This window comes from Halocynthiibacter sp., from assembly GCF_049608145.1.
In the GTDB taxonomy this organism is placed as follows: Bacteria; Pseudomonadota; Alphaproteobacteria; order Rhodobacterales; family Rhodobacteraceae; genus Halocynthiibacter.
The window spans coordinates 19,569-38,141 of record NZ_JBMYXF010000016.1; the positions used below are offsets into that span (position 1 = coordinate 19,569).

Genomic DNA, 18,573 nt, shown 5'->3' on the forward strand with positions numbered 1-18,573 from the left:
ATGAGCGATCCACGTAAGAACACCCGCGACGTTTTCCCTGCGACGGGCACTGAAATCACCGCGAAATCTTGGATGACGGAAGCGCCGATGCGGATGTTGATGAACAACCTGCATCCTGACGTGGCCGAGAACCCACATGAGCTGGTGGTCTATGGTGGGATCGGGCGGGCTGCGCGGACTTGGAAAGACTTTGACCTGATCGTGGATACATTAAAGACGCTGGAAGAAGACCAGACTTTGATGGTGCAATCGGGCAAGCCAGTTGGCGTGTTTCAGACCCATAAAGATGCGCCGCGTGTGTTGATTGCGAACTCAAACCTTGTGCCGCATTGGGCGAATTGGGATCACTTCAACGAGCTCGATAAAAAGGGTTTGATGATGTACGGTCAGATGACCGCCGGGTCTTGGATTTACATCGGCACGCAGGGCATTGTGCAGGGCACATATGAGACATTTGCAGAAGCTGGGCGTCAACATTTTGGCGGTGATCTGACGGGCAAATGGATCTTGACCGGTGGTCTTGGTGGCATGGGCGGCGCGCAGCCTTTGGCGGCTGTTTTTGCCGGTGCTTGTTGTTTGGCGGTTGAATGTAACCCAGACAGCATCGATTTCCGCCTGCGCACGAAATATCTGGATGAAAAGGCCGAAACTCTGGATGAGGCTTTGGCGATGATTGATGCTTGGACCAAAGCGGGGGAAGCGAAATCTGTCGGTCTTTTGGGCAATGCTGCGGATGTGTTTGCGGAACTTGTCGAACGTGCAAATGCCGGTGGTATGCGCCCTGACATCGTGACCGACCAAACGTCCGCACATGATCCTGTGAATGGGTATTTGCCACAAAACTGGACCATGGCGCAGTGGAAAGGCAAGCGTGAATCAGACCCTAAAGTGGTGGATAGAGCCGCACGCGCATCCATGAAGGTGCAAGTGAAGGCGATGTGTGATTTCCATGCGATGGGCATTCCAACGGTAGATTACGGCAATAACATTCGTCAAATGGCGCTGGAAGAAGGTCTGGAAAACGCGTTTGATTTTCCAGGATTTGTGCCTGCCTATATCCGTCCGTTGTTCTGTAAAGGGATTGGTCCGTTCCGTTGGGTGGCCCTGTCTGGTGATCCAGAAGACATCCGCAAGACCGACGCGAAAATGAAAGAATTGTTCCCGGACAATCGCGATCTGCACCGTTGGTTGGACATGGCGTCTGAACGCATTGCATTCCAGGGCCTGCCTGCGCGGATTTGTTGGATTGGTCTGGGGGATCGCCATAAAGCGGGTCTCGCGTTTAATGAAATGGTGCGCAATGGCGAACTCTCTGCCCCGGTTGTCATTGGACGTGATCACCTTGATTCAGGGTCTGTCGCCAGCCCGAACCGGGAAACTGAATCCATGATGGATGGGTCTGATGCTGTTTCAGACTGGCCCCTTCTGAATGCGCTGTTGAACACCGCATCTGGCGCGACCTGGGTCAGCCTGCATCATGGGGGTGGTGTTGGCATGGGCTTTTCCCAGCATTCCGGCGTGGTGATTTGTGCCGATGGTACAGACGATGCCGAACGCCGTCTGGGGCGTGTTCTGTGGAATGATCCAGCCACTGGCGTGATGCGTCATGCGGATGCAGGTTATGACATTGCAAAAGGCCACGCGCGCGAACATGGGCTGAACCTGCCGGGGATCTTGTAACTTTTCCTCACACTCTGGCGGCCAGAAGGGGCATCCGTTTCGGGTGCCCCTTTCTATTGCACGATTGATAACATCCCTGTGAGGCGGGCTTTCATGACCTGGTAATTGCTGTAGCTGTAGAAGAAACGGCGTAATCAAAAGGATATCTGTCATGAAAAAATTGTTTCTCTCCGTCGCTGCACTGGCAGTTTCCGCAACTTTCGCCTTTGCAGGTGACCAGTATGTAGATGAAACCGGCTATGCCGTTTCCGGCTATGATGTTGTGGCGTATTTCGATCTTGAACAAAATGAGATCGGCACTGAACAGACCGCTGCAGTTCCTGGTGATGCGTCTATTACCGCCGAATACAACGGCGCGACATGGGCGTTTTCTTCAGAAGAAAACCGCACGCGTTTTCTTGAAGATCCGGCAGCGTTTGCCCCGCAATATGATGGTCACTGCGCTTATGGTGTATCCCGTGGTGGTAAAGTTCCGGGCAACCCGAACCTGTGGCGCATTGTGGACGAAAAGTTGTATGTGAACATCACGCCGGTTGTGGTTGGCTTCTTTGAGGAAGACATTCCGGGTAACATTTCTCTTGCCGAAGGCAACTGGCCTGGTATTGAAAGTGATGCGGCGTCTACATCCACTATTCCGCAGTGGAATTCTGAGGCGCCTGTCCAGAACTAAGGGAATACTATGTCTCAGCCCCTGCTTTCGCGCCGCAGTTTCGTCGTCGTAACTTTTGCTGCGGCGGGGGCAGGTGGGATTTGGTATCTTAATCGTCTGCCTTTTGATGGGCAGGCGATTTTGGTGTCACAAGCTTACGCTGCGGCCATCGCGGGGGACATCACTTTGATTGATATCCGTCGCCCCGACGAATGGCGCGCGACAGGGATCGGCGAAGGGGCGTGGGGTATTGATTTGCGGGATGACAACTTTATTGAACAGGTTGAAGCGCTGGTCGACCATCAGCGGGATGCGCCGATTGCCCTGATTTGTGCGCGGGGCGTGCGTTCTAACCGGACAGGTCAACGCCTGCTGGATGCCGGATTTACCAACATTATCGATGTCCCCGAAGGCATGCTTGGATCATCGTCCGGGCCGGGCTGGCTGTCGCAGGGGCTGCCGGTTGTAGACTATCAGGGATAAGACAATGCTGAAGTTAACCGGAATTGCCTCTGTTATGGTTTGTGCTGCGACTTTGGCCCAAGCCTGTGGTGGTGCAGATGATGCCTGCGAGACAGAAAGTGGCACCTATCATATTTCCCGGCCAGATAATGTCGATGGGCCGCTGCCTGTTGTGATGTTTCTGCATGGGTATGGGGGGCATGGAATGGCGTCCCAAAACAACCAGGTGGTTGGACAAAATATGCGTGCACGTGGATATGCGGTGATCAGTCCGAATGCGTTGATGGGACAACGCGCAACGTCGTGGAATTTCCATCCAGAGTTCAACAGCGGCCGGAACGAGGCCGCATTTTTTACTGAGGTTCTGAAAGATGCCGCCAGCCGCAATGATCTTGATATGGATCGTGTTTTGTTGGCTGGGTTCAGTCTTGGTGGTTCCATGACCAGCTATATCGCCTGTAATTCACCCGATAATTACGCAGCCTTTGCACCTGTCGCGGGCAGTTTCTGGCGACCAGAACCGGAAAGCTGTGATCAACCTATGAACCTGTTCCACACCCATGGTTGGCGTGACACGGTTGTGCCCATTGAGGGGCGCGAAGTTGGATCAGGTTTCATTCAAGGCAATGTGTTTACCGCCTTTGAAACCCTGCGCCTTGTGAACGGGTGCGCGCAACCCCATGCGACGACCATGCAGGATGACGGTGTTTTTATGCGCCGCCGCTGGGATGAATGTGCGCCAGATACTGCACTTGAACTTGCACTGTTTCCGGGGGGGCATACGGTGCCCGATGGTTGGGCGGATATGGTGATAGATTGGTTTGAAAACCTGCCGTGAGATTACTCTGCGGCTTCTGGTGCTTTGTTCAATGCTTTGCGCAATTCGGCCCGACGGTGTTTTGCAAGCGTGATGATCTGTGGTGCGGCGAATTCAATCGGCGTGCCCAGATGTGGCCAGTTGCGTGCGCTAAAGTTTAATCCTGACAGGGCTGACAGTGGCACCGCAAAACACAGGCTGATGGCAATCGGTAAGAGCCAGAACGATACAAGCCCACCAATAATCCCGGCCATCAGTGTGGCCCCGCAAACGGTTTCCAGTAGGTGGAACTTTAATAGGGTCACCAGAGGGTAAGATCCGGCTTCTCGTCGCTGGGGTGTCCATTGTTCACGCAATCCCACGAATGTGCGCAGAACCGCCACCGTCTGTTGCACCATCATGATCGGTGCATACAGTACGGAACAGATGATTTCGGCGACAAAGGAAATCGCAAACTGACGTTGCCCGCCGTAATCTGCGCGCAGCTTTGGCTGGAACCAGACCGTCAGTGCGCCCATCACTTTGGGTGCCAATAGCATTGCGTACATGAACAATAGGATCAGGATCGAATCTACCGTGCTCATATGTGGCCAGATCGGCATGGTGGGATTGGCGGCGCTGAAATATGAAATAACGTTTTTGCCTTCGCCATTGGCCAGCAAAGCCCAGATCAGCAAAAGCAGGAACCAGGCCGGTGACAACAGATAGCTGATCGCCCCGTGCAACATGTGGAAACGTGACACCGGGTGCAATCCGCGTGCGCCCAGAATGCGCAGATGCTGTAGATTACCCTGACACCAGCGCCGGTCACGCAGGGCGTAATCCACAAGCGTTGGTGGGGTTTCTTCAAAACTGCCCTTGATTGCGGGCAGAAAACGAACAGCCCAGCCTGCGCGTCGCAGAAGGCCAGCTTCGACATAATCATGTGACATGATCAGACGGTCTTTGCCCAGAAGGCCGCGCAGACGCGGAAGGCCGGCACAGCTGGCAAAAGCGCGGGTGCGGATGATCGCGTTATGGCCCCAATAATTGCTTTCGCGGTTCGACCACATAGCCAGTCCGGTTGCCAAGGGGCCGCCATAGGTGGTGCCTGAAAACTGTTGCAATCGGGCAAACAGTGTTTCCGCGCCGATCAGCTCCGGGGCAGATTGTATAAGCCCGGCAGAGGCATCACGGGACAGTTCATCCGCCAAGGCGATGATGGCTTCGCCAGACATCAGACTATCAGCGTCCAGAACCAGCATGGCGTCATATCCACCACCCCAACCTTCAACCCAGTCAGCAAGGTTCCCGGTTTTGCGATCGGAATTGGTATCACGGCGACGATAATAGATTTCACATTCCTGCGGCAGGCTTTGGCGCAGCTGTGCAAAAGCCCGCAGTTCTTCTTCGGCAATTCTGTCATCACGGGTGTCAGACAGGATAAACAAGCTGAAATCATGGGCAGCAGGCAGGCTGTTCAGTTCCGTCAGCATGGCGGCGGCATTGCCAAATACATCGCTTGGGTTTTCGTTATACACCGGCACAAGCAGGGCGACGTTTTGGGGCGTCACGGGGGCGTGGGTGACCCCGCGTTTTGCACGTAGCCACAGCCCAAGCAATCCCAAAGAGGCGGTCGATACGGAAAGTGAAATCCAGAAAAAGGTGATCCCGACCAGAGTGATCAGCAGATATTCCAGCCAGCCTAATCCGCCTGTTGCCAGCCAGTCTGTAAAGGCCGTCAACAAAAGCGCAGTCGTCAGAATGGCGGGTGGAAACGTGGCATATTTCCAAAGCCTTGCCCGTGTGCGACGCCAGCCAGGGGCGTCATTGTCACCAAAACGCACACGTAGATTTTGCACCGGCATTTGTAGCGGCGCAGGTCTGGGCATCAGGCCCGGTTTTTGAATATGCTTCACACCGTCCATCTGTAGAGCCATACTTCACTGATGGACCGCCCGTCGAGGATGATCTGCGCCCGCAATTCGGCAAATGTGGCTTCATCCGCGTGAAAGGTAAACGCCATACGTACGCCACCGGTTTGCGGGTTACGCTGGATGATCGCGGGGGTCACTTCGCCCGCACTGCTGCTGGCATGCAGGGTTAATGTGTTCAGATCTTCAGGTAGATCTGCACTGTCTTCAAAATCGATCGTGACAATGCGCCCGCCGCCAAACCGTTCCCCCATCCGGGTGTTTAATACGCGTGCGACTGGGCTTTGCAGTACGGGGTCTTCTCCCCAGCTTAGGCGATAGCTGAACGGGTGCATGCTGCCCGCTTTCAGAGCCTCACGCGGTTGCCAATAAGCCACAATATTATCGTAGATTTCGCGATCCGCTGGGATTTCAACAAGGGTTACGGCGCCGTTGCCCCAGTCTTCGCCTGGTTCAACCCATAGGCCGGGACGGGTGTGGTAATGGGCTTCCAGATCGGCGAAATCAGCCAGATCCCGGGCACGCTGCATCAGACCAAAGCCTTTTGGATCGTGATCAACAAAGCTGGAAACCTGCAAAGATTTCGGATTAGCCAATGGCCGCCAAAGGGTTTCACCAGCACCATTTCGCATTAACAGCCCATCGGTGTCGTGCACCGCGGGACGGAAATCATCAAACATCGACCGGTTGGTTTCATCAAACAGGAACATGCTGGTCAATGGACCAAGGCCAAAACGTGTCAGTTCCACTCGGGGATATATCTGCGCCCGAACATCCATAATCGTCGGGGCACCCGGCGTGATGTCAAAGCTGTAGATCCCCGTAACCGAAGGAGAATTTAACAAGGCATGGACGGTGATTTCTTGCTGTCCTGTTGCGGCGCGTTCAATCCAGAAATGGGTGAAATCGGAGAACTCTTCTCCCTGATCAGACGCAGTGCCAATCGCAAGACCCCGGGCAGATTGACCGTAATTTTGGCCCCGGGCAATGGCACGGAAATAGCTTGCGCCCTGCATGACGAAAAATTCTTCGAAATTGCCGGGGTTCTTCAGTTCAGTTGACAGCCGAAAGCCGGAATAACCCAAAGTGTCATCTAGGGGCAGGTCTGGCAAATCATCGGATGTGTCGAATAATGAGAAATCAAAAGTCAGATCACGTGCCTGCCCGTCTTCCACCAGTGCGATTTTCACGGGGCGTGGAAAATACAGACCGGGATGGAACAGTTCAACCTGAAACGGGCTATCCGTATCACGCCAGATCGCATCCGCCCCACGAAACCAGATCTTACGATATTGGTCATAGGTCAGATCTTTCCATTCCTGGGGCACTTCCGGCATAGGACGGTAAGGCATAAGCGCCAGATCACGCGCTTTTCCGTAAAGCCCATCCAGAGAAAATGGCACAGCCTCTGCCAGTGCTGGTCCGGCCGTTGATACACGGGGAAGAGCGGCAAAAGCAGCCAGAGCTGTCAGAAAACTGCGACGCTGCATTATGCTTTCCTCCGCCAGGGTTGTGATTTGAACCAACCTGCCAGATAGGCGACGCCAATGATCAAAGCAAAACCAATTGTATTGGCCAGGAACTGATCCAGTGCAGATTTATCGGTTTGATCCAGTGCAAAGCCCAGAAGACGGGCCAGCATCATCGAGAAGACAAAAACCGCAAGGGATTGTTGCCCGACCTTCAGGATGACGCCCAGCACCTTGCGCCAGACGTTTGCAAACCAGCTTTGCCCTGTGGCCATCAAGCGGTGCCCGCCTTCGCCGGCGACCCACCAGCCAAGATAGGCAAGCGCAAGGAAGTGAATGTACCGGAACAGGCCGAAATCGGTTTTCTCGCGCCAGAAAGCAATCGCGTTGGAAATCTCTCGCAGGTCCGGGTACGCATTCAACAGGCGAAAGTAGGCAAAAGGCACAGTTGCCAGAACGACCACCAGGGACAGCCCGGCCAGCCATGCATTGCGCGGTGGGGCCGGGATCCAGCCTGCCATCCACGCAAACCCCGTGAAAAAGATCAACTGCCAGCCGAAAGGGTTAAAGAACCATTCGCGGTTGCTCCAGGGTTCGGCTGGGAATTGGATTAGGTCGAAATTGGCCAACAACCAAACCCCAACAACAAATGTAATCGCCGCCGCTAAATGCAGGTTCCGCAGGGCGACCACGATCGGCATCATCAACAGAATACCGATATACATGGGCAATACGTCGAAATAATTCGGCACATAGGTCAGGGTCATCAGGGCAGGCAGCTGCACCTGTGGGTCGTTGAAAAAAGGCCAAAGGTTCAAAGAACCGATATAGCTTTTGTCAAACCAACCGCTGTTGTCCAGCACCGCCATCTGCATGGCGATGACAAAGAAAAGACAGATATGCGCCCAGTAAACCTGCCAGCAGCGGAATAACACACGTGCCGTGCCCAGAAACCACCCCCGGTTTGCAAAACTACGCCCAAAAGCAATGGCAGAGGCCATGCCCGAACAGAAAACAAAGATTTCGGTCGCATCAGAAAAACCAAAACGGGCCGGGATCCATAGGGTCCATTTATTGCCGGGGATATGGGCAATCAGGATGATAAACATTGCAAGGCCACGATAAAAATCGAGCCTAGGATCACGCTGGGTTGGCGCGTGGGCATTGGGGGTGGTTTGGGCGCTCATAAATTATACGGTCTTCTTTGTGTTTTGGTCACTTTATTCAGCTGGCTGCTTTTGTGCATCGCCGCGAGCGTCGGAAATCATCTGAAAACGGACGGATGCGAAATTATCTTCGGCCCCGCCGCGCTGCATCTGACGGTCTTTTAGGAAGGCTTCGGCCGCATCAAAGGCGCCACTGCGAATGCCGGCATCAATGGTGATACGGTCAAATACATCGCGCTGCGCGTGGCTGCCCCCGGCCAGCTGCATGGTCTTGCGGGCGGTGGACAGTTGGGCAAAGGCACCGCTGTAATCAGCTTCGGAAAACGCCTCAAGCCCGCTCATCGCAGCAAGACCGGGGTTTGCCATCACGCGGTCTGCGTCTGATCCGTTACGGGCCGCATCACGCTGCATCCGCGCCATAATCTTGCGCACGGCGTCTTTCCGGTCGCCCCCCAGCAGGGCCAGCATATAGTGCAGATCAGCAAAAATCAGACAGCCATCTTCGGTACGGGTTTCAGAAATATCGGCCATTTCTTCCCAGCGGTTGCCAACGTCATGGCCATATAGTTCCAGCCGTTGCAGCAGGGCCGTGCCATTGGAAATATCGCGGTAGTCGTCGGTTTTATCTGCGCGGATTTCACGGTCATACAGATCAAACACCTGATCCACATGCCCGGTTTCAAGCAACATCAGCGCCTTGTGCCACCAGACGTGATAGCGGAAGTTGTTACAATGCGCCCAAGAGGCTTCGCGCCCGGTCAACCAGTCCAGGCCTTTTGCCGTTTGCGCGGTCATATCATAGGCATGCGCCACAGCGTGCAGCCCCCAGGCATCATCGGGGGCCTGCAATACGCCTTCGCGCCCGATTTCTTCGGCGCGGGCGTAGTCGCCAGTTTCTTCCAGTGCAAAGGCGTAGCAACCTTTCAGATAACCGCTGGCCTTATGTGTTGGGTCATAGGCGGGCAGAATGTTTTCCAGGGACTGCCGCATCATTTTATGATCGCCCATGATGAAGGAAATCGCGTGGGAAGTCTTCATTGCCAATGCATCAGTGGGTTGGGATTTTAGGATTTTTTCAATCTCATCACGGGCCTGAAAGATATGACCCGCCAGCCAAAGTTCCAGCGCACGCACTATGTGCTTTTCACGTGCAAGGCGTGGGGCAGGCAAAGCGTTGATCGCCTGCATCGCGTCCGTCGCCACCGAGAAAAGTTCACGTTTGCCCAGCATTAGGTAAAACAATCCCTTTACCGCATGTGCCGCAGCAAAACCCGGTTCACGTTCCAGAACATTCGCCAGATGGCCGGGGGTCGCGGCGGAATGTGCCAGAAAGGCCAGCTGCATTTCATTCCAGGCGTCGCAAGCCGCGGTGGTTTCAAGAGAAACCTCTGTGCCGAAAATATCGTTCATGGATGGTGTTACCTTCAGGTGATCAAAACTGACGCCACTGTAATGATGCGCATTCCGGGCGGATACCCGATGTTGCAGCAGGTAACGTCCATTTGACCAAAGGTGTAACAGATGGGTGGATTTGGCTGATAATCAGCAGAAATCAGCCTTGGGGTATCGTGAAACTTGGCGGATTTACGTCAAATTTCATCCAACATTGCACGCAGGCAGGATCTGTAATCTGGATATTTCAGGGTCACGCCCAGTTCAGATCGGATCCGTTTGTTGCTGACTCGTTTGCTGGTTGCGTAGAAACTGCGGGCCATGGGGGACATTTCGGCGGTTTCGAAATCTTCCTCCGGAGGCAGGTCCCGATTCAAAAGGCGGGCCGCTTCGGCAAGCACGTCCTGGGGCGGGGCGGGATCGTTGTCACACACATTATATATACGTCCGGGATTAGGCTGTTGCAGTGATGCCATCAGAACCTGCGCGATATCCTTGACGTGAATCCGGGAAAACACCTGATCTTTCTTGACGATGCGGCGGGCGGTTCCGTTCAGTACCTTGGCAAGGGGGCCTCGCCCGGGGCCGTAAATGCCGGCAAGACGGAAAATGTGGACGGGCAAGCCGTTGTTGCGCGCAAGATCCAACCAGCCTTCTTCGGCTTCTTTGCGCCAGCGTCCGCGTTTTGTGTTCGGATCTGCCGGGGTGGTTTCATCAACCCACCCGCCTTGCATATCGCCATATACGCCCGTCGTGGACAGGTAGCCGATCCATTTTAGGTGATTGGCCTGTTTTAATGTGTCGGCTACATCGTTCAGAACAGGGCAACCTTCGGCGGATGGGCCGCTTGAAATCAGGATAGCATCGGCCTGAGCAATGGCATCCTGCAGATTGCCGCCCGGCCAGATCAATGGTGCCACATCCGTTTCCGCAATTTGTGCAGCCTTTTCTTCACTGCGTGTTGTGCCGGTGACTTGCCAGCCTTCTGACTGCAGAAACGGTGTAAGGGTGCGCGCCGAAAGGCCGTGCCCGATGCTAAGAAATCGTTTTGTCATAACCCTATTTTGGGGATTGCCAGTCACGGCGACAAGAGAAGATCCGCCAATTCGGGCAAAAATCATCACACAGGGGGGTTGATAGGCCCGGCGACAGACGTCAGAACTGCCACAAAATCCTTGTGAGGCCCCTTATGCAAAGTTCTATCCGCACGCTGATCGAAAGCATCAGATTTCAGAATTTCATTCTTGCGGTGATCCTGCTGAATGCTGTGCTGCTGGGGCTTGAAACCTATGACAATGTTATGGCGGCTGCGGGTGGCCTGATCCGGGCCCTTGATCTGTTGTGTCTTGTGATCTTCATCGTCGAGATTTCATTGAAACTGTTCGTTCAGCGGCTTTCCTTCTTTCGCAGCGGCTGGAACCTGTTCGATTTCACAGTTGTTGCGATGGCACTGGTGCCTGGTGGAACCGGTTTCCGGGTGTTGCGCGCAATACGTATTCTGCGTGTGTTGCGTGTGATTTCGGCAGCGCCACGTCTGCGCCGCGTTGTGGAAGGGTTTATTTCCGCCTTGCCTGGGATGGCGTCTGTGTTTTTGCTGATGGCTCTGATATTTTATATTGGTGCTGTGATCGCGACCCGCCTGTTTGGCCCTGAATTCCCGGAATGGTTCGGCACCCTTGGCCTGTCTGCCTATACGTTATTTCAGATTATGACGCTTGAAAGCTGGTCCATGGGGATTGTGCGCCCGGTGATGGAATTGCAGCCCTATGCTTGGGTGTTCTTTGTGCCGTTTATCTTGCTGACAACCTTTGCAGTGGTGAACCTTCTGGTTGGTCTGATCGTGAATTCCATGCAGGACGCCCACCATGAAGAAGACATCGAACGTACAGGCAATCACCGTGATGAAGTGATGGCCCGTCTTGAGGCGATCGAAGCCCTGCTGAAAGAACAGCGCAAATAATCTGCTTCCGTCAGGAAAACAACGTGAGAGGCTGGCTATTTGTCGCCCTCTCGCGTATGGGCGTGGCAAACGCGAACTGACCGGAGAGTACCTGTGCAAACTGATTTCATGAGCAGCCTGAAACAGGATTGGCTTGGCAATATCCGTGCCGACCTTTTGGCGGGCCTTGTTGTGGCCTTGGCCCTAATCCCCGAAGCCATTGCTTTTTCGATTATCGCGGGCGTTGATCCCAAGGTCGGTCTGTATGCCAGTTTCTCAATCGCGGTGATCACGGCGATTGTGGGTGGACGTCCGGGCATGATTTCTGCCGCCACCGCTGCGACGGCGGTTTTGATGATTACACTCGTGAAAACCCACGGGCTTGAATATCTTCTGGCAACCACGGTTCTGGCCGGTTTGTTGCAGATCCTTGCCGGGCTGTTGAAGCTTGGTAACATCATGCGCTTTGTGTCCAAATCCGTGATGACGGGCTTTGTGAACGCGCTGGCGATCCTGATTTTCATGGCGCAATTGCCGGAACTTGATCTGGGCACCGACGGCGTCAACACCATGACCTACATTATGGTCGCTGGTGGTCTTGGGATCATTTACCTGTTCCCTTACATCACATCTGCCATCCCATCCCCGCTGGTCACCATCGTTGTCTTGACCGCGCTGTCCCTGTGGTTGGGCCTTGATGTGCGCACCGTGGGTGACATGGGTGCGCTGCCGGATACATTGCCGATCTTCCTGATCCCGCAAATTCCGTTGAACTTTGAAACCTTGCAAATCATCTTCCCGGTTGCGGTCGCAATCGCGGTTGTGGGCCTGCTGGAAAGCTTGATGACCGCGAAATTGGTCGATGATCTGACCGATACGAAATCCGACAAAAACCAAGAATGCATCGGTCAGGGCATCGCCAACACGGCAACCGGTTTCATCGGTGGCATGGCGGGCTGTGCGATGATCGGGCAATCCATGATCAACGTGAAATCTGGCGGGCGTGGACGTTTGTCTTGTTTCGCTGCCGGTGTCTTCCTGCTGTTCCTGATCGTGGTTCTGGGCGCCTGGGTTGCGGTTATTCCGATGCCAGCATTGGTTGCGATCATGATCATGGTGTCCATTGGTACCTTCTCTTGGTCGTCCCTGACGGATCTGCGTGAACATCCGCGTGCGTCTTCCATCGTGATGTTGGCCACGGTTGTGGTCACGGTTTACACCCATAACCTGGCGCTTGGTGTGATGACCGGTGTGCTTCTGTCGGGCATTTTCTTTGCTTGGAAAATCGCTGCGGTCTTCCGTGTGACGTCCAAACTGTCTGACGACGGTCGTCAACGTGACTATCTGGTCGAAGGTCAGTTGTTCTTTGCAACCGCGCCTGACCTTGCCGATGCCTTTGATTTCGGCGAAGTTTTGGAACGTGTGACAATTGACGTCAGCACCGCGCATATTTGGGATATTTCATCTATCTCAGCAATTGATATGGTGGTGTTGAAATTCCGCCGTGACGGGGCCGAGGTCGAGATCATCGGCATGAATGAAGCCAGTGAAACCTTAATGGGTCGCCTGTCTGAACATGATAAACCCGGTGCGCTTGAACGCATGATGGGCCATTAAGGGAGCCGTGACATGAGCAAGATTATCGCATTGGTAGATGGATCTGCCTATTCCGAAAGCATCTGTGATTACGCCGCTTGGATTGCCAAACGTGAAGGTCACAGCGTTGAAGTTCTGCACATCATCACCCGCAAACTGGATGCGGACAGCAATCTTTCTGGCAACATCGGGTTTGGCGCACGTTCCAAACTGATGGATCAACTGGCGGATCTGGATGCGCAGCAGGCAAAGCTGGCAAATGAACGTGGTCGGGCGATCCTTGAGGATGCCGAAGCGCGCATCAAGGCCGCTGGTGTGTCCGATGTCACAACGCGTTTGCGCCACGGCGATCTGTTGGAAGAACTGCTAGAAGCCGAAAAAACCGCAAGCCTTGTTGTGGTTGGCAAACGTGGTGAAAATGCTGATTTCGCATCTGGTCATCTGGGTTCAAACCTTGAACGCGTTGTGCGCACCAGCATGATCCCAGTTCTTGTTGCCTCGCGTTCCTTCATTGAGCCAAAAAGCTTTCTGTTGGCCTTTGACGGCGGCAAAACGGCGATGAAAGCTGTGAACCACTTGGCGCAGGCGAAAACCTTTTCTGGTCTCGAAGCACGCGTCATCAGTGCGGGCAGTGACAGCACGAAACAAGCCGTAGAAGGGGCCGCTGCAGCATTGAAAAACGCAGGGTTTGAAGTCTCTTACGAGATTGCGGAAGGTGACGCGATCGAAGTGATCACCGCGCGCATTCATGTGGCGGGCCAGGACGCAAACCCGGATGGCGCAGATATGCTGGTCATGGGCGCCTACGGCCATTCCCGTATCCGTCGCCTGATCATCGGATCCACCACCACCGAAATGATCCGCACCTGCCAGGTGCCGCTTTTGTTGGTGCGCTAAGCTTTCGACATTGAATTGAAAAAGAGCCGCGATCATCTCGCGGCTCTTTTTGTATTTTAGGAAGGAATGATCTGTGCCATCGCCCGTTTCAGGGGCTCGATGATGTCAGGGATTTGTTCCTCGGTCATGATGTAGGGCGGGGCCAGCAGGATGTGGTCACCGTTTTTACCATCACGCGTGCCAGCCATTGGATAACAGGCCAGGCCCTCTGCAAAGCAAGCTTTCTTCAGCTTCCCAGCCAGGCCAAGCGCGGGATCAAAGGGTTCTTTGGTTTCGCGGTCCTTGACGATCTCGATGCCACGGAACAGACCACGTCCGCGAATGTCGCCCACATGCGGATGCTGGCCGAATTCGGCAACCAGTGCCGCTTGCAGCTTTTCACCCATGTCTTTCACACGATCCAGCAACCCGCGATCCAGAATGGCTTTCACCACCGCAAGGCCCGCCGCCGTTGCACAAGGGTGCGCAAGATAGGTGTGGCCATGCTGGAAGAAACCGGTGCCATTCGCAATCGTGCCATAGATTTCACCAGAACACAGCATCGCGCCAATTGGTTGATACCCAGCACCCAGACCTTTGGCGATGCACAGGATGTCGGGGCGCACATTGTCGGCTTCGCAAGCGTAAAGGTGACCGGTGCGACCCATGCCACACATGACCTCATCCAGGATCAAAAGCACGCCGTATTTATCGCAGATTTCGCGAATACGGGTGTAATAGCCTTCCACCGCAGGCACCGCACCAAGGGTCGCACCCACAACGGGTTCCGCCATGAAGGCCATGACAGAATCTTCACCCAGACGCAGGATTTCGTCTTCCAGTTCTTGGGCGGCGCGTTGACCGTATTCAAAGGCGCTCTCATCGTTTTGGCGCAGGGTGTATTCATAGCAAGGTGCGATATGGCTGACGTCCACCAAGATCGGGGCGAATTGCTGGCGACGCCATTCATTACCGCCAGCAGACAGCGCGCCAATGGTGTTGCCGTGATAGCTTTGCTTGCGGGCAATCAGGTGGCGGCGCTGGGGTTCGCCTTTTTCAACGAAATACTGACGTGCCAGTTTGATCGCAGATTCCGTGGCTTCGGATCCACCGGAAACGAAATAGACGCGTTCAATCCCCTCGGGCGCATGTTCCACCAGCAGATTTGCCAGATCTTCGGCGGGTTGGGATGTGAAGAAACTTGTATGCGCAAAGGCCAGTTGATCCAGCTGGGATTTCACGGCCTCTGTCACTTCTGCGTCGGAATGACCAAGGCAAGACACAGCCGCACCGCCGGACCCGTCAAAGTAGCGTTTGCCATTGGTGTCGATCACATAACACCCATCACCAGACGCTGCGACAGGGGGCTGGATTTTGCTGTGGCGTGGAAAAACATGAGACATCTTAGGCTACTTTCTTTGAATTGTCTGAAAGGGTCAGGCCAAGGGCCCGGCCTTCCTTAACGGCAAGAGATACAAGTTCTGCATTATCACGGGCAAGGGTCCCATCCGGAAGATGCAGATTATTTTCAAACCCAACACGGAGATTTCCCCCGGTTTGCAGGGCAGCACGGGCGCAGGCGAGTTCGTTCGGACCGAAGGCGCAGATGGTCCAGTCTAGATCCAATGCATGACTGGCAGTCAGGAACACATCAAGGTCAGCCGGGGTGGCATGTACGGCAGGAATATACTGGCCCAGAACAAAGATTGCTGTACCCATGTCCGAAGGTACAACGCCCTGATCCATCCAATGTGCCAGCTGCGCGATATCATCTTTATTATACAGGATATGCTGCAGTTTCGTGCCTGCTTCGTGTGCGAACCGATAAAGTCTGCGTGCTGTATCTTCGTCACGTGCCATTTCCCGAACGGATACGCTGGCCGCAGCAGGGGTTAGCTGTTGCAGGCAGTTAAATTGCGCGGTGACGTCATAGATACCGGCGGTTTCTGTGGTGATTTGAATCGCCATCCCCGGCGCGCTTTGCGCAACTGCGGCCATTGCATCCTGGTAGCGGCCCGTATCCAATGAATGCCGCCCATCATCATCGCGCACATGCAGGTGAATTTCGCCTGCACCGGCTGCAAAGCAAAGCCTTGCTGTTTCAGCAATCTCTGCCGTGGTCATAGGCAAAGCCGGGTGATCTTTTTTCGTGCGGCGCGCCCCATTTGGTGCGACGGTAACTGTGAATTCACGTGACATATTATACTCCGCGCATCCGTTTGCCTTTGGGATCAAAGGCGGGGCCAATCTTTAGGCGGCCTTTGTACATTTCGCGGGCAATATCGAGTTCAACTTCAACGCCATCCGGCTGATCGATATGCACATAGCCAAGCGCCACAGGCTTGCCGATGCGATATCCAAATGTTGCTGTGGTGGTGTGGCCAATGATTTCGCCGTTCAGATAAATCGGTTCATGTCCAAGGGGCACGGCGGTTTCATCTTCAAGCACAAGGGTGATGACACGCGCTTGCGCCCCGTCCTGACGGCGTTGATCCACAGCGGTTTTCCCGATGTAATCGATTGTCTTTTTGCACATGCCATCCATGCGTGTTTCAACGGGGGTGGTGTCGCCATCCAGCTCATGCCCCATCGCACAGAAGCCCTTTTCGACCCGCATTGAGGTTTGCGCATATAGACCAGCAGGCGTTGCGCCCGCTTTGGTCAAAGCTTCATAAATCACGCCGACGTTTTCTGTCTTGCAGGTGATCTCCCAGCCTGCTTCGCCGACATAAGACATGCGCATAGCACGGACATGTTTGCCCGCGATATGGGCGGGGCCAACTTTGAAATATCCGATGTCATTGAGTTCAGGCGCGCCAACCTCAGCTGCGATACGCGCGGCTTCCGGGCCCATCAGCCCAAGCACGGCATAATCTTCGGTGCTGTCGATCAGGGTCACATCATAACCGTCAGAATGTCGCGTGAACCAAGACAGATCACGTTTGATCGCATTGGTGCCGACGAACAGGCGGTAGTGATCGGGCGCAATGCGTTGTGCGGTGATGTCGCTTTCATAGGTGCCACGGCTGTTGAGGACAGCTGTGTATATGACAGAACCCGGCGCTTTGCCCATGTTGCCTGCGCAGACATATTGCAGGAAGGCTTCCGCATCAGGGCCATGGATTTCGATCTTGCCGAAAGGGGATGCGTCAAAGATCGCGGCTTTTTCATGGGCGGCCATGACCTCATGCTTCACGTTTTCAAACCAATCGGGTTTGCCAAAGGTCATCGTGGGGGCTTGGGTTGCTCCGAAATACTGCGGGCGTTCCCAGCCATAGGTTTGTCCCATGACAGCGCCAGCTTTGCGATATTGCGCGTCCAATGGCAGGCGTTTTAAGTCACGTGCAGTTTTCAACTGGCGACCCGGATAGGCGATCTCGTAATGTGTGCCGAGGATCTCAGGCGCGCGGGCCATGAGGTGTTCAATGCGGTTGTACACAGGTGCAAAGCGCTTGGCGTCGGTTTCACCAAGGTCATAGGCCGTGTGGCCGTGCACAATGCAATGGGCAAGGTTCATCCCCGCACCACCACCAGACGCAATTCCAACAGAATTCATGCCGCAGCCATAGAACAAGCCTTTGGTTTCGGCTGCCTCGCCCAACATGAACGTGCCATCAGGGGTGAAACTTTCGGGGCCGTTCAGCAGCATTTTGACCTCAGCCGTTTCAAGGGCGGGCAGGCGATGCAGGGCGTTCATCATCATGGGTTCAAAGTGATCCCAATCTTCCGCCAGCAGGCCGAACTCAAACGTTTCGTCCAACAGAGCTGGATCAATTGCCTTGCCCATGGGTTCAAAACAGCCGACCAGCAAGCCGCCACTGTCATCGCGAATATAGAGGTGGTTGTCGTGGTCAGACAGGGTTGGCATATTACCGGTGATGCCGTCGATGGGTTTGGTCAGAAGGTAGAAATGTTCACAGGGTTGCAATGGCGCTTCGGCCTTTGCCATGCCCGCCACTTCACGTGACCACAGGCCTGCACAGATCGCGATTGCATCACACATCACGGTGCCTTGGCTGGTTTCGACGCCGGTGATCTTGCCGTTTTTGGTCAGGATGCCGGTAACGCCTGTGTTCTCAAAGATCTTTGCGCCGCGATTTTTGGCGCCTTTCACCAAAGCCGCACAGACATCAGACGGGGACACACGCCCATCATCAGGCGACCATACGGCGCCCAAGACATCGTCGGCATTCATCAAGGGCCAGCGTTCCTTGGCCTCAGCCGCGCTGATGGATGTGGCGTCAATCCCATATGCGTGGGCCAGGGCTTCCTGACGTTTCACATGGGTCAAACGATCAGGGGTGGTTGCGATTGATAACGACCCCTTCTGGATCCAGCCAACATTTTGACCAGTTTCCTGTTCCAATTGACTATATAGATCGACCGAATATTGGATCATCCGTGTCAGGTTCTTGGAATGGCGCAAGGCGCGCACCTGGGCGGCGGAATGCCATGTTGTGCCGCTGGTCAGTTTGTTGCGTTCCAGCAGGATCGCATCAGACACACCCATTTTTGCCAGGTGGTAGAGCGTAGAGCACCCCATGATTCCACCGCCAATGACGACAACAGAAGCGTGGGAGGGGAGAAGGTTTGACATGGATCGGGCCTTAGTCG

At 54.6% G+C, this 18,573-nt stretch carries 15 protein-coding genes; 7 read left to right on the plus strand and 8 right to left on the minus strand.

The window, feature by feature from the left end:
- The 4 genes from hutU to ACPGUT_RS07070 all read left to right on the plus strand — a co-directional run bounded on the left by hutU (position 1) and on the right by ACPGUT_RS07070 (position 3,629).
- Positions 1-1,680 (plus strand): urocanate hydratase, encoded by a 1,680-nt coding sequence (hutU, locus tag ACPGUT_RS07055; protein WP_423989792.1) that lies wholly within the window; start codon positions 1-3, stop codon positions 1,678-1,680.
- Positions 1,681-1,831: 151 nt separating this feature from the next.
- On the plus strand, positions 1,832-2,350 hold the full coding sequence (locus tag ACPGUT_RS07060) for a YHS domain-containing (seleno)protein (protein WP_423989794.1): 519 nt from the start codon (positions 1,832-1,834) through the stop codon (positions 2,348-2,350).
- Between the two features lie 9 nt (positions 2,351-2,359).
- Positions 2,360-2,812: a rhodanese-like domain-containing protein gene (locus tag ACPGUT_RS07065; RefSeq protein ID WP_423989796.1), complete on the plus strand. Its 453-nt coding sequence runs from the start codon at positions 2,360-2,362 to the stop codon at positions 2,810-2,812.
- 4 nt (positions 2,813-2,816) lie between these two features.
- Complete coding sequence (locus ACPGUT_RS07070) at positions 2,817-3,629, plus strand: alpha/beta hydrolase family esterase (RefSeq protein WP_423989798.1); 813 nt, start codon at positions 2,817-2,819, stop codon at positions 3,627-3,629.
- 2 nt (positions 3,630-3,631) lie between these two features.
- Here the strand turns inward: ACPGUT_RS07070 and mdoH are convergent, their stop codons facing one another.
- The 5 genes from mdoH to ACPGUT_RS07095 all read right to left on the minus strand — a co-directional run bounded on the left by mdoH (position 3,632) and on the right by ACPGUT_RS07095 (position 10,603).
- The gene (gene mdoH, locus ACPGUT_RS07075; RefSeq protein ID WP_423989800.1) at positions 3,632-5,527 is read right to left on the minus strand and encodes a glucans biosynthesis glucosyltransferase MdoH; all 1,896 of its coding nucleotides are present in this window, start codon (positions 5,525-5,527) and stop codon (positions 3,632-3,634) included.
- Positions 5,503-7,011 carry a glucan biosynthesis protein gene (locus tag ACPGUT_RS07080; protein ID WP_423989802.1) on the minus strand — a complete coding sequence of 503 codons (1,509 nt, stop codon included), beginning with the start codon at positions 7,009-7,011 and terminating at the stop codon, positions 5,503-5,505. Before ACPGUT_RS07080 ends, mdoH begins: the two co-directional genes overlap by 25 nt.
- On the minus strand, positions 7,011-8,177 hold the full coding sequence (locus tag ACPGUT_RS07085; RefSeq protein WP_423989804.1) for an OpgC family protein: 1,167 nt from the start codon (positions 8,175-8,177) through the stop codon (positions 7,011-7,013). The genes ACPGUT_RS07080 and ACPGUT_RS07085 overlap by 1 nt, the downstream gene beginning before the upstream one ends.
- Positions 8,178-8,210: 33 nt before the next feature.
- Positions 8,211-9,566 carry a tetratricopeptide repeat protein gene (locus tag ACPGUT_RS07090; protein ID WP_423989806.1) on the minus strand — a complete coding sequence of 452 codons (1,356 nt, stop codon included), beginning with the start codon at positions 9,564-9,566 and terminating at the stop codon, positions 8,211-8,213.
- Between the two features lie 179 nt (positions 9,567-9,745).
- Positions 9,746-10,603 carry an SDR family oxidoreductase gene (locus ACPGUT_RS07095; protein ID WP_423989808.1) on the minus strand — a complete coding sequence of 286 codons (858 nt, stop codon included), beginning with the start codon at positions 10,601-10,603 and terminating at the stop codon, positions 9,746-9,748.
- 134 nt (positions 10,604-10,737) lie between these two features.
- On the opposite strand from ACPGUT_RS07095, the gene ACPGUT_RS07100 reads away from it, so the two are divergent.
- The 3 genes from ACPGUT_RS07100 to ACPGUT_RS07110 all read left to right on the plus strand — a co-directional run bounded on the left by ACPGUT_RS07100 (position 10,738) and on the right by ACPGUT_RS07110 (position 13,980).
- The gene (locus tag ACPGUT_RS07100; RefSeq protein WP_423989810.1) at positions 10,738-11,508 is read left to right on the plus strand and encodes an ion transporter; all 771 of its coding nucleotides are present in this window, start codon (positions 10,738-10,740) and stop codon (positions 11,506-11,508) included.
- A 108-nt stretch (positions 11,509-11,616) separates the two neighbouring features.
- Entirely contained in the window at positions 11,617-13,104 is a 1,488-nt protein-coding gene (locus ACPGUT_RS07105; RefSeq protein ID WP_423989860.1) for a SulP family inorganic anion transporter, read from the plus strand.
- 12 nt (positions 13,105-13,116) lie between these two features.
- Positions 13,117-13,980, plus strand: a complete 864-nt coding sequence (locus tag ACPGUT_RS07110) for a universal stress protein (protein WP_423989812.1) — start codon at positions 13,117-13,119, stop codon at positions 13,978-13,980.
- A 56-nt stretch (positions 13,981-14,036) separates the two neighbouring features.
- Here ACPGUT_RS07110 and ACPGUT_RS07115 read toward each other — a convergent pair whose 3' ends face one another.
- Genes ACPGUT_RS07115 through ACPGUT_RS07125 form a run of 3 tightly spaced genes read right to left on the minus strand, consistent with a single transcriptional unit; the run spans position 14,037 to position 18,556 of the window.
- Positions 14,037-15,362, minus strand: a complete 1,326-nt coding sequence (locus ACPGUT_RS07115) for an aspartate aminotransferase family protein (RefSeq protein WP_423989814.1) — start codon at positions 15,360-15,362, stop codon at positions 14,037-14,039.
- 1 nt (position 15,363) lies between these two features.
- Positions 15,364-16,158, minus strand: a complete 795-nt coding sequence (locus ACPGUT_RS07120) for a 3-keto-5-aminohexanoate cleavage protein (protein ID WP_423989816.1) — start codon at positions 16,156-16,158, stop codon at positions 15,364-15,366.
- Between the two features lies 1 nt (position 16,159).
- Positions 16,160-18,556 carry a GcvT family protein gene (locus ACPGUT_RS07125; protein ID WP_423989818.1) on the minus strand — a complete coding sequence of 799 codons (2,397 nt, stop codon included), beginning with the start codon at positions 18,554-18,556 and terminating at the stop codon, positions 16,160-16,162.
- Positions 18,557-18,573: the final 17 nt, after the last annotated feature.

Bases quoted from the DNA above. Each gene is read 5' to 3' on its own strand.
- ACPGUT_RS07105 (WP_423989860.1), top strand. From the start codon at position 11,617: ATGAGCAGCCTGAAACAGGATTGGCTTGGCAATATCCGTGCCGACCTT.
- hutU (WP_423989792.1), top strand. From the start codon at position 1: ATGAGCGATCCACGTAAGAACACCCGCGACGTTTTCCCTGCGACGGGC.
- mdoH (WP_423989800.1), bottom strand. From the start codon at position 5,527: ATGGCTCTACAGATGGACGGTGTGAAGCATATTCAAAAACCGGGCCTG.
- ACPGUT_RS07095 (WP_423989808.1), bottom strand. From the start codon at position 10,603: ATGACAAAACGATTTCTTAGCATCGGGCACGGCCTTTCGGCGCGCACC.
- ACPGUT_RS07060 (WP_423989794.1), top strand. From the start codon at position 1,832: ATGAAAAAATTGTTTCTCTCCGTCGCTGCACTGGCAGTTTCCGCAACT.
- ACPGUT_RS07110 (WP_423989812.1), top strand. From the start codon at position 13,117: ATGAGCAAGATTATCGCATTGGTAGATGGATCTGCCTATTCCGAAAGC.
- ACPGUT_RS07115 (WP_423989814.1), bottom strand. From the start codon at position 15,362: ATGTCTCATGTTTTTCCACGCCACAGCAAAATCCAGCCCCCTGTCGCA.
- ACPGUT_RS07100 (WP_423989810.1), top strand. From the start codon at position 10,738: ATGCAAAGTTCTATCCGCACGCTGATCGAAAGCATCAGATTTCAGAAT.
- ACPGUT_RS07070 (WP_423989798.1), top strand. From the start codon at position 2,817: ATGCTGAAGTTAACCGGAATTGCCTCTGTTATGGTTTGTGCTGCGACT.
- ACPGUT_RS07065 (WP_423989796.1), top strand. From the start codon at position 2,360: ATGTCTCAGCCCCTGCTTTCGCGCCGCAGTTTCGTCGTCGTAACTTTT.
- ACPGUT_RS07080 (WP_423989802.1), bottom strand. From the start codon at position 7,011: ATGCAGCGTCGCAGTTTTCTGACAGCTCTGGCTGCTTTTGCCGCTCTT.
- ACPGUT_RS07090 (WP_423989806.1), bottom strand. From the start codon at position 9,566: ATGAACGATATTTTCGGCACAGAGGTTTCTCTTGAAACCACCGCGGCT.
- ACPGUT_RS07085 (WP_423989804.1), bottom strand. From the start codon at position 8,177: ATGAGCGCCCAAACCACCCCCAATGCCCACGCGCCAACCCAGCGTGAT.
- ACPGUT_RS07125 (WP_423989818.1), bottom strand. From the start codon at position 18,556: ATGTCAAACCTTCTCCCCTCCCACGCTTCTGTTGTCGTCATTGGCGGT.
- ACPGUT_RS07120 (WP_423989816.1), bottom strand. From the start codon at position 16,158: ATGTCACGTGAATTCACAGTTACCGTCGCACCAAATGGGGCGCGCCGC.